7 protein-coding genes and 2 pseudogenes are annotated in these 10,241 nt (G+C 59.8%); 3 read left to right on the forward strand and 6 right to left on the reverse strand.

Annotated features, from left to right (window positions below; translation table 11 throughout):
• Positions 1-237, reverse strand: a pseudogene (locus ASD03_RS29670) (hydrolase); the annotation flags it as partial.
• Between the two features lie 140 nt (positions 238-377).
• The gene (locus tag ASD03_RS29675; protein WP_057217863.1) at positions 378-1,310 is read right to left on the reverse strand and encodes a VOC family protein; all 933 of its coding nucleotides are present in this window, start codon (positions 1,308-1,310) and stop codon (positions 378-380) included.
• A 120-nt stretch (positions 1,311-1,430) separates the two neighbouring features.
• Here ASD03_RS29675 and ASD03_RS29680 point away from each other — a divergent pair, with 120 nt between their 5' ends.
• Positions 1,431-2,330: a LysR family transcriptional regulator gene (locus ASD03_RS29680; RefSeq protein WP_057217865.1), complete on the forward strand. Its 900-nt coding sequence runs from the start codon at positions 1,431-1,433 to the stop codon at positions 2,328-2,330.
• A gap of 115 nt (positions 2,331-2,445) precedes the next feature.
• On the opposite strand, the gene ASD03_RS29685 is transcribed toward ASD03_RS29680, so the two are convergent.
• Together ASD03_RS29685 and ASD03_RS29690 are read right to left on the reverse strand one after the other, a co-directional pair.
• Complete coding sequence (locus ASD03_RS29685; RefSeq protein ID WP_057217877.1) at positions 2,446-3,429, reverse strand: alpha/beta hydrolase; 984 nt, start codon at positions 3,427-3,429, stop codon at positions 2,446-2,448.
• A 192-nt stretch (positions 3,430-3,621) separates the two neighbouring features.
• Entirely contained in the window at positions 3,622-4,809 is a 1,188-nt protein-coding gene (locus ASD03_RS29690) for an MFS transporter (protein WP_057217878.1), read from the reverse strand.
• Positions 4,810-4,912: 103 nt separating this feature from the next.
• On the opposite strand from ASD03_RS29690, the gene ASD03_RS29695 reads away from it, so the two are divergent.
• Positions 4,913-5,803 carry a LysR family transcriptional regulator gene (locus tag ASD03_RS29695; RefSeq protein WP_057217879.1) on the forward strand — a complete coding sequence of 297 codons (891 nt, stop codon included), beginning with the start codon at positions 4,913-4,915 and terminating at the stop codon, positions 5,801-5,803.
• A 348-nt stretch (positions 5,804-6,151) separates the two neighbouring features.
• On the opposite strand, the gene ASD03_RS29700 is transcribed toward ASD03_RS29695, so the two are convergent.
• The gene (locus ASD03_RS29700; protein WP_057217880.1) at positions 6,152-8,164 is read right to left on the reverse strand and encodes an OmpA family protein; all 2,013 of its coding nucleotides are present in this window, start codon (positions 8,162-8,164) and stop codon (positions 6,152-6,154) included.
• A 716-nt stretch (positions 8,165-8,880) separates the two neighbouring features.
• On the opposite strand from ASD03_RS29700, the gene ASD03_RS29705 reads away from it, so the two are divergent.
• A complete protein-coding gene (locus tag ASD03_RS29705; RefSeq protein WP_082557442.1) occupies positions 8,881-9,894 on the forward strand; it encodes a septal ring lytic transglycosylase RlpA family protein in 1,014 nt (337 codons plus the stop codon).
• 146 nt (positions 9,895-10,040) lie between these two features.
• Here the strand turns inward: ASD03_RS29705 and ASD03_RS29710 are convergent.
• Positions 10,041-10,241: pseudogene (locus ASD03_RS29710) on the reverse strand (gfo/Idh/MocA family oxidoreductase); the annotation flags it as partial.

Genomic DNA, 10,241 nt, shown 5'->3' on the forward strand with positions numbered 1-10,241 from the left:
GTCGTTTTCCGGGAAGACGGCGAGCAGTTCGGGATAGGTGTGGCCGGAGAAGGATTCGGTCTCGACGGTGGTGATCGTCGTCGGAATATCGAAGACCTTCGCTGCCTTTGCGAGGCCGACGACGTTGTTCTTCAGCACTTGCCGATCGATCGACTGGACACCGAATGCCATCTGCGGCTGCTGGTCGATGAAAATGAGCTGGCTGTTGACGGGGGTCAGGACTTCGAGCTTGGACATTCTAGTTCTCCGTTTGATGTTTGGTGCCGATGATCGGTGTTTGAAATTGATAAGCCTTCGGCGGTCGACTGCCTGGCTCAGGCAGCCGTCTCGAGGGCCGAAGATGTGTGTTGATCAGGAGACCGGTTCAGACCGGGGTCCTATGCGGCAAGCGGAACCAGGTTTTCTTCGATCTGGTCACGGAAGGCTTCATATCGGTTCGGAAGCTTGAGCGCTTCGCCGAGATGTGCGGTGTCTTCATCACGATCGAAGCCGGGCTCGTTGGTCGCAATTTCGAACAGGATCCCACCCGGGGTCCGGAAATAGATCGCCCAGAAGTAATCTCGGTCGATGACCGGCGTGACCTGGTAGCCGGTATCCATCAGCGCCTTGCGCACTTCGAGCTGCTTCTCGCGGTTGTCGACGGCAAAGGCAATATGGTGGACCGAGCCGGCACCTTGGCGGGCGAACGGCGTTTTCGGAAGCGCTGCTAGATCGATCGTATCGGCACCGTTGCCGCCGGGGATAATAAAGCGGGTCACGTCGCCTTCGGTCTCGGCACGTTGGTAGCCCATGAAGCCAAGCAGTTCCTCCGTAGCCGCCGTGTCATGCAGGTTGAAGCGGGCGCCGGCAAAGCCGCGAATGGCCGTCTGGTCTGAGATGCCGTCAGCGATCCAGGGGGCACGGGTGTCATCGGCCGTTTCGACCAGGGCGAGCCCGTCGCCATCAGGTCCGATGAAACGGAGGCGGTTGGCGCCGAACGCTGCGTCTGTTTCCAAACCACCGACGCCCTTGGCAACCAGGCGATCCTTCCAGAAGCCGAGCGAGCCCTTGGGGATGGAAAACTGGGTCTCGCCCACCTCGCCCACACCTGGGCGGCCAATCATCATATTCTGGAACGGAAAGTAGGTCATGACCGTGCCGGGCGTCCCGTTCTCGTCACCATAATAGAGGTGATAGACACTGGGATCGTCGAAGTTGACGGTCTTCTTCACGCGGCGCAGTCCGAGGGCGTCGGTGAAAAACTTGTTGTTTTCGCGCGCATCCGACGCCATCGAGGTAACGTGATGCAGTCCCTTGATATCCTTGATCATGGCCGGTGCCTTTCTTCGTTGGCTTTGTCCGTTTCGATGGAGAAAGATGTAACTGGGTTGATGGGATCACGGAATTGCAATATTCCTTTCGATTGAATTGCTATTTTTGAAATAATCGAGATGAACGACTACAAAGCCCTCCGAACCTTCCTACTCGCCGCCGAAAAACGTAACTTCGCTCAGGTCGCCCGCGAACTCGACATGACGCCGGCAGCCGTGACCCGTGCCATCGCTGCGCTGGAGGCCGAACTTGGCGTGCAGCTCTTCGTGCGCACGACAAGGCAGGTTTCGCTGACAACTGACGGAGCGATTTTCGCCGCGCAGATCCAGCCGGCCGTGAAGACGCTTGAGGATGCACGGCGGGATGTCATGAATGCGCACAAGGCTGATCAGGGACGGTTGCGCATCAGCGCGCCGACCTGGTTCGGCAAGGCCGTGCTCCCGCCGATCCTATCGGGCTTCAGGGAGCTCTATCCAAAAATGAGCTTCGAAATCTCGCTATCTGACGGTCTGGTGAACATCGTCGACGACGACTACGACCTTGCGATCCGCATTTCCTCGCAGCCATCGGATAAGTTCACCATCTGGCGCAAGATCCGCGTTGTGCCGCGCATTCTCGTTGCCGCACCCGGAAGCCGGTTTGTCGATATACAGCATCCCAGCGAACTGACGTCCCACGATTGCCTCGCCTATAGCGGCGAAAGCCGGCGGGAAAACTGGGTTTTGTCGGACGGTGGATCGAGCATAACGATCTCGGCGGGCCGGGCGTTCAGTGCCAACAACGGTGAGGTTCTGGCTGACATGGCAGCTGATGGTGCCGGAGTGGCGATGCTGCCCGGATTTCATGTCTCGGAACATTTGAGAACAGGCCGCTTGGTTCACGTCCTGCGTGGATGGGCGCCGCCCGATCTGTGGCTGACGCTTTATTACCCGCCCTATCAGGCATTGCCGCCCCGCATTGCGTCTTTCTCGAAATTCTTCGAGGAGCAGGCGGCAGCTCAGATGGTGATGCTCGACTGAGGTAACGGTTTGATGGCCCCGCGTGCGAGGCCCCTCGCAGTATGGAATCTGACGCGTTTTATAGGATTAAGTGGGTGCGGCCGCGGCAAGTTTTGCCGCGGCCGCAACTTCTACATCAAGACCGAACGAAGGCGAGAAGGTCAGCGTTCAAGACGTCGGCATTCACGGTCAGCATGCCGTGCGAGAAGCCCGGATAGGTCTTGAGCGTGCCGTTCTTCAGAAGCTTGACCGACTTCAGCGCCGAGTCAGCGATTGGTACGATCTGGTCGTCCTCGCCATGCAGGACGAGAGTCGGAACAGTGATCGCCTTCAAGTCCTCGGACTGATCGGTCTCGGAGAAGGCCTTGATGCCGTCGTAATGAGCCTTCGCGCCACCCATCATGCCCTGACGCCACCAATTCTGGACCACGCCTTCCTGGACTTTCGCACCGTCACGGTTGAAGCCGTAGAACGGACCGGCCGGGACGTCGCGAAAGAACTGCGCGCGGTTAGCGGCGAGCGCCGAGCGGAAGCCGTCGAACACTTCCATCGGCAGGCCTTCAGGATTGCTTTCAGTCTTCAGCATCAGCGGCGGAACGGCGGAGACGAGGACGGCCTTGGCGACCCGGCCGGATGGTTCGCCATGCTTTGCGACATAGCGGGCGACTTCGCCGCCACCGGTGGAGTGGCCGATATGAACGGCGTTCTTCAGGTCGAGGGCTTCGACGACCGCAAAGGCGTCTGCGGCGTAATGATCCATATCGTGACCGTCGGAAACCTGCGCCGAACGGCCGTGACCCCGGCGGTCATGGGCAACGACGCGGTAGCCGTTGGCCAGGAAGAACAGCATCTGGGCATCCCAATCGTCCGACGACAGCGGCCAGCCGTGATGGAATACGATCGGCTGCGCATCCTTCGGGCCCCAGTCCTTGTAGAAGATTTCGACGCCGTCCTTGGTGGTGATGGTGCTCATTGCATTGTCCCCTTCGATTGAGTTGGTGGTGGAAGCAGCTGCGTTGGCTGCAAAGCTGAATGATGTGGAGAGTGCCATGGTGGCGGCAGCCGCCGCTCCGGAAAGCAGCGCGCCGCGGCGCGTCATGGGAAGAAATTTGTCGGTCATATTCGCGCCCTGCGATCTTTGTCTTTTGCCCTCAGCCGACGCTGTGTTCGTCTGATGAAGGGAAGTTGCCACCAATCCGGAGTGACAACAATTGCATCAATCGTTTCGATTCAATTGCGTCTTTTGAAATAATATGGAGGGCGATGAGCACCATCCTCCCGCGTTGATGCTCGCACAGCGTTGATTTTGATCTTACAACTGGCGTGAGCGACCAAGCGCTTTTACGGCCAAAGCGAGTAGCGGCAAGACACCTCCCACGAGGCTCACACCGAGCCAAGAGCCATTTTGCCAGGCAACTGAAGCAAGTGCCGATCCCGCCGCGCCGCCAAGAAACATTCCAGTCATGAAGATCGTGTTCAGGCGGCTTCGTGCATCCGGATTGAGTGCATATATAATGTGTTGATTGGAGACCAATGCGCCCTGAATGCCGAAGTCGAGGACGATGACGCCGATGATGAGAGCCACGATCGAAGCCCATGCTCCAAAGATAATCCAGGACACGACAGTCAAGGCCGCGCCAAGCCAAACAACGAAATGCGGTCCACGCTTGTCGGCAATGCGACCCGCCACCGGAGCAGCGAAAACGCCGACCGCTCCCACGATACCGAAAAGCCCGGCAATATCGGCACCAAGGCCGAAGCTCGGGCCCTGGAGGTATAGCGCAAGTATGGTCCAGAACGCGGTGAACGAAGCGAAGAGGGCGGCTTGTACGAGGGTCGCTGTCCGAAGAGATGGCTCATGTGTCCAGAGGTGCCCCAGCGATTTGATCGCGTTGCGGTAATGCAAACGAGACGTGGGAGCATGATCTGGAAGCGTCGCGAACATCATCGCGGCGGCCACCAAGGCCATCGGCACGCCAATCCAGAACATCTCGCGCCAGCCGGCATGTTCGCCGACAAAACCAGATAGGGTTCGGCTGAACAAAATGCCCGACAGGACGCCCGCCATCACGGTTCCGATGGTCGCCCCGCGCTTCTCAGCAGGTGCCAATGAAGCCGCGAAGGGAACGATCTGTTGCGCTACCGTCGAGCTTGCTCCAACCAGAAGGGAACTAGCCACCAATATCCACGCGGACGAGGAAACAGCCGCTAGGGACAGCGCGATGGCAAGGATCAGAAACTGTCCAATGATGAGCTTGCGACGGTGGACCAGATCGCCAAGAGGCAAAAGAAGGAAGAGACCGAGAGCGTATCCCAACTGGGTGGCGGTCGGTACTAGAGCGGTTGCGGACTGGCCGGGAAAATCGGCCTCGATGATACCTAGCATCGGCTGATTGTAATAGATGTTGGCGACAGCGATGCCGCTGGCGGTGGCCATGGCGAGCAAGCCAACTCTACTCAATCCCGTAGGCGTTTTTGCATTCACGGTCGTGATTGTCATTTCCGGAGCCTTTCAAGCTATGAGATCGCAACAGACGTAGCTTTGCATCGCGCTCCGTTGTAGTATTGGCTAATGTTGAGCCTGTTTATCGAAACCCGTTATAATGAACACTGACGACATCGAGGTCTTCGTGGGCGCTGTTTCTTCCGGAAGCATATCCGAGGCAGGGCGCCGTCTTGGTTTAATGCCGATGGCGGCGACACGTCGCCTCTCCGCGCTGGAAGCAACGCTTGGCGTGCGTTTGCTTCACCGGACGACTCGGTCACTGTCGCTGACGCCCGAAGGTGAAACTTTCCTTCCGTTCGCTCAGGCCATCATTGAAAATGAACATCAAGGCCGCGCACAGGTTCGCGCGGACACGCTTGGCGCGGCGGGGCTTCTTCGCGTCTCGGTGCCAATCGTATTTGGCGTGAAGATTGTGACTCCGCTGGTCCCAGCTATCCTTGCGGCTAATCCAGAACTGCAGATCGCCCTGGATATGAACGACCGCCTGCCTGATCTGACGGCTACCGGAACCGATTTGGCAATCCGCATCGCGCGTCTGAAGGACAGCAGCCTGATCGCACAAAAACTGGCGGATAACCCACGAACGCTTGTTGCCTCGCCGGGCTATCTTGAGCGGCGTGGGATGCCGCGTTCCATCGATGACCTCGCTCTCCATGATTGCCTTCCTATGACAGGAGTCACGCATTGGACTTTCGTCGCCAGTGGCTCCGAAACCCATGTTCGCATAGGCTCTCGGTTTTGTTCGAGCAGCATCGCTGGATGCCAATCTGCTTGTGTCGCCGGGGCTGGGATCACCCTGCTTTCCGAATGGGCGATCGCCGATGACGTACTCGAAGGGCGGCTGCAGCGCGTCGTCCTCGATGACGCCACTCCTGAAGAAATTGGGATCTGGGCAGTCTACCCGACCACCAGGAACGTCCTGCCCAAAGTGCGCGTGTTTGTCTCCGCTCTGCGCCTTGCATTACAGGCGGAGACCAATGCCCGTTAGAGCGTGACAATCACGGAACGAAGCGGCCTTTTCTTTGTGCGCCACAGAGCTCTCTGCCAACGGCGGTCGACGCACGCAAATCTCAGCTGGTTCTGCAGGCGAGTTGCCCCAACACGTCGAATTCAGAGCGGACAGCAAGCTTTCGGGATGCAACACTAAGCGCTGTCGTTTTCGTCAATGCCTTCTCATGCGCCGGAACTAATCGAGATGCTAGGCGTTTTGAGAAAATACCGCTGGAACACGCCACAATCTCCAAGGTCTCAGTGACAACAAAAGCCGCTGAGACCTTCTTTCGAGGCAGTTAGCTCTCGCGAAGAGCCTTCGATGTCATGGCGCATCAGATTTCCGTTACCGCTGCGCGACCGGGCGCACCAGCGGCGTCACGCGGCGGATGGTCACGCGGCGGTTCTCCTCCTCGGGCTCCTGCGTGCGGATCTTCAGGAAGCGCTCACCATAGCCTTGGGTGACCAGGTTTTCCGCCGGGATGCCATAGACCTCGGTTAGGAGGACTGCGACGGACTCGGCACGCTCATCGGAAAGTACCAGGTTCGAGCGGTCGGAACCGACGGCGTCCGTGTGCCCCTCGATGAAGAAGGTCTCACCGGGATCCTTGTCGAGAACCTTCTGCATCGCGTCCGCAACCTTGCGCAGTGTCTTGGCCTGCGACATCGACACTTCGGCACTAGCCGTCACGAAGTGGATCGTATCGAGATCGATGCGTCGGACCTTGTCACGGAGACGGGCCGAATTGCGGACCTCATCGATCGTATAGACCCGCTCGACGCGTTCGACCGGTGGCTCGGACAGGAATTCGTAGTAGTCCCGATCCGGTTCCTCCGCGTAGTCGACGATGTAGTCGTCGACCGGAATCGCCAGGCGCATCGGCGGCAATTCGTAGCCGACGTCGACGATCGCCGGACGTCGTTCCTCCTGATATTCCGGCGCGTACATCAGCACATACTCGTTGCCGTCGCTGTCGACGCGCGACCGCTGCAGGATGTTGCCGTACCGGTCGTAGACCGTGACGATGCGATAGCCGCCCGGGCGGACGATCGTTTCACGAACGCGGCCGCGCGCCAACTGATCGTAGTAGGTCTCCTCCGAATCGCGGCGGAGCCTTGGCCGATCGTCGCCACGCACGAAGAACTGGTCGCCGACGCCGAGGACGACGCGATCGTCGATCCTCTCGACCACCTGCACCTCGGTCACATCATTGTTCGTGGTGTTGTTGATCACCGTGTTGTTGATGACCGTGTTATTGACGATGTTCGTCGTCTCCGGGACCGCGAAGACTGGCGCCGCTTCGACGCGTTGGCCTTCTTCCTTGATCGCGGCCTCGATCCTCTGCGGGACCGCCTGCAGCACCTCGGCCGGAATCTCCGCCTGGGCCGCGGCATCGTCGGTCGGCGGCGCTATGTTCTGCTCCTGGACGCGCAGCTCTTCGCGCTGCTTGCGCCGAGCATCTCGCGCCCGGTTGCCACCGGCATTGTCGGCGTCCTTGTCGCTGTCGAGCACAGCCGCGCCGTTATCGACCGGAAGCACTACGGTTTCATCGGTCGCCGCCGGATCCTGGGCGATCTTGCGCTTCTGTTCCTTCGTGCGCTTGTCGACGACGATCGGAGCGGGCTTGGCCCGAGGCTCTACACCCTGGAGCTGCTCGGCCGTTGCAGGTTGTTCGGTCCCCGGAACCGGTTGCTTCTCGCCCTTGCCGGTCCGCGGCGTCGGCTGCTCGGCGGAGGGTTGATCGGCTGTAGTTACGCCTTCCGGTGCGGCACGCTGTTCGAGGGCCTTCTGTTTCTCGGGCTGCTGTCCGTCCGCCTGCTGCCTGCGTTTCTTTGGCGCAGGTATCTGCTGCTCCTCGGCCTGCTGCGGTGTGCCTTCCTCTACGGCGGGCTGCTGTTCTTCGGCTTGCTGCTTGCGCTTCTTGCGCACAGGAGCTTGTTGCTCCTCAGCCTGCTGCGGAGCCSCTTCCTCTACGGCGSGCTGCTGTYCKTCSRCCTGYTGCTTGCGCTTCTTACGCACCGGCACCTGCTGTTCCTCGGCCTGCTGCGGTGTGCCTTCCTCTACGGCGGGCTGCTGTTCTTCGGCCTGCTGTTTGCGCTTCTTGCGCACCGGCTCTTCTACCTGTCGCTGCGGCTCTTCGGCCTGCGGTTGTTGCTGTTCTGTCTGCCCTTCCTCGGCGGCATGCTGCTTCTTGCGCTTCTTGAGCAGCAGCAGGTCCTCAGGCGACTGCTGGTCGGCCCCTTCCTGCGCTACCTGGAACGGCGCCATCAGGCTGTCGGCCAGCGCCGGCTGAATCGCGAATGATACGGCGAAAACGGGCAAGGCCACTGTTGCGAAAAGTTTGGATCGAATCGACATGATCTTCCTTCGTCTTGTTGGGAGGTCCCCGCGCCAGTTGCGCGTATCGCCCGCATCAAAGTCGGTCGAGCGGCGTGCCCGCTCGCGCACAATCCCGGGGGGCCATGACCTGCGGTTCCGACTTTTTTGTGTCAGTCAAACACTAGTCCCAACGCCGCAGCTACCGATCGGTTCCGCTTGTAGGCCTATCCCGAACCTGCCGACTTATGCCGAAGAGAGACCCGAAGGCTTGGTGGTCAACAAGCGCGTGCGGGCGATGTCTCGTCCAATTTAAAGCCAAACGTCGACCAATTTAAATCCTAAGCCATCCGGTCATCGCCCGCTGCTTGCTAGTTCAGCCGTTCCATCCGACGATCCAGTCCAGCGCCATGCACGGCGACCGCTCGGTGCGCCGAGGTGAAGCGGGCAGGCCTGCTACCGCCCCGGGTCGGCGGTCCGCGGTAGCGTTGTCAGCGGCCAGCCCAAATAGAAGGGTTGCGTATATTCGCGCACCCTAATGGAACTTTTAGCATCAGGTCCGATTCTACAATTATTCACGGAAGGAGCGAATTAATGGCCCGACCCCAGACTGCAGCAATGCATCGACAAGTGCCTCCGCTGCAATTCCGTCTGTCCCTCGACCCGATGCACAGCGGACTGCGAGCGCCTGGCCGATATGAGGGTTCGTGTCGAGACTTGCGGCAGATGCACGGTTGGCTGTCGCCGGCGTTGGACGGATGGTTATTGATGTAAGGGCGGCTGTCAAAGGCTTGCGATGGCTGGCGATTACGATGGTCTGCGCCAGCTGTGCTACCTGTACATCCACACAAGCGCCGCACAAGAACCGCAGCAATGGATATACTTCCGAAATTGTACACGGCGTGAAGGCGAGCACGCGGGGCGCCTACGGCAAGAATATTCGCAAGGGTGGTGGCCGCTATATCGTCGGGAAGCCCTATGTGGTGAAAGGCAAGCGCTATTATCCGAAGGAAGACCCGAACTACGACAAGAAGGGTGTCGCTTCTTGGTACAGCTCGGCCTTTCGCGGGCGGCGGACCGCAAACGGCGAAATTTACGATCCGGATCACCTTTCCGCCGCGCATCCGACCCTTCCCTTGCCCAGCTATGTGCGGGTGACCAATCTTGAAAACGGTTCTTCGCTCATCGTGCGCGTCAACGATCGCGGTCCGTTTCATCGGGGTCGCATCATCGACGTTTCCAGCAAGGCAGCCGAACTGCTGGACCTGAAGCCCCGTGGCACGGGCGCCGTTCAGGTGCAGTATGTGGGCCGCGCCCGCCTGGGCGGACAGGATATGCCCTATCTCATGGCCTCCTTTGTGAAGAAAGGTGATCGCTTCCCGGCCGTCAATCCGGAGCCTCAGATCGCAACCGGCCTACTGGTGGCGTCGAAGCAGGCGAAGGGCGACCATTCACGGAGCGACGGTCAGCCCCTCTGGCCGATGTTGCCTGAGATCGGCCACGTTACATTTGAACGGCCGTCCGAATACGCCTGGGCCGGCGGCCTGGGCGGCGATGCAGATGTCAAATATTGCTTGGACAAGGACATTGATGACGGTGCGCGCGACATGTGCGAGATTCAAGTTATCCCTCTGCCGGGTGGCGATCGCGATCGGCGTCTGATCGGTGTGATCTCTATAAGGCGACGCCGCTCTCGTTGTCTTGCGCACCAACAGCGCGTCAACGTGGTAGGATCGGGTCAAGCGGACAACATCAGGGCCAGCAGGTCATAACGTGCCGCACAAACAGGCCGGAGACATGACTGCACCCGACCCGCAAAGCTCAAACATGCCCAAAACCACATTGTCAAACGGGCTTCATCCAGACATGGCGTGATCGCCCGCAGGCGACATCCGGGCGGAAGCGGGCGGCCGTCGAGTTAACCGAACGCATGATTGTTGGAGCGCTGGGTATGCACGGCGCCGAGCTCGCGCCTTTCCGCCTCGGTCTCCATCGCCAGATCAAGCACCTTCTGCAGGTTCGCCGCATGGCGGAAGCCGGGCTCGACCGTCTTGGCATCCCGAACCGCGGCGACGAAGCGCTGGTAGTTGGTCGGCACCGTGCCGGCATCGACATCACG

Origin of the sequence: Ensifer sp. Root127, assembly GCF_001425225.1 — a bacterium.
Lineage (GTDB): Bacteria > Pseudomonadota > Alphaproteobacteria > Rhizobiales > Rhizobiaceae > Ensifer > Ensifer canadensis.

Bases quoted from the DNA above. Each gene is read 5' to 3' on its own strand.
- ASD03_RS29675 (WP_057217863.1), bottom strand. From the start codon at position 1,310: ATGATCAAGGATATCAAGGGACTGCATCACGTTACCTCGATGGCGTCG.
- ASD03_RS29680 (WP_057217865.1), top strand. From the start codon at position 1,431: ATGAACGACTACAAAGCCCTCCGAACCTTCCTACTCGCCGCCGAAAAA.
- ASD03_RS29685 (WP_057217877.1), bottom strand. From the start codon at position 3,429: ATGACCGACAAATTTCTTCCCATGACGCGCCGCGGCGCGCTGCTTTCC.
- ASD03_RS29690 (WP_057217878.1), bottom strand. From the start codon at position 4,809: ATGACAATCACGACCGTGAATGCAAAAACGCCTACGGGATTGAGTAGA.
- ASD03_RS29695 (WP_057217879.1), top strand. From the start codon at position 4,913: ATGAACACTGACGACATCGAGGTCTTCGTGGGCGCTGTTTCTTCCGGA.
- ASD03_RS29705 (WP_082557442.1), top strand. From the start codon at position 8,881: ATGGTTATTGATGTAAGGGCGGCTGTCAAAGGCTTGCGATGGCTGGCG.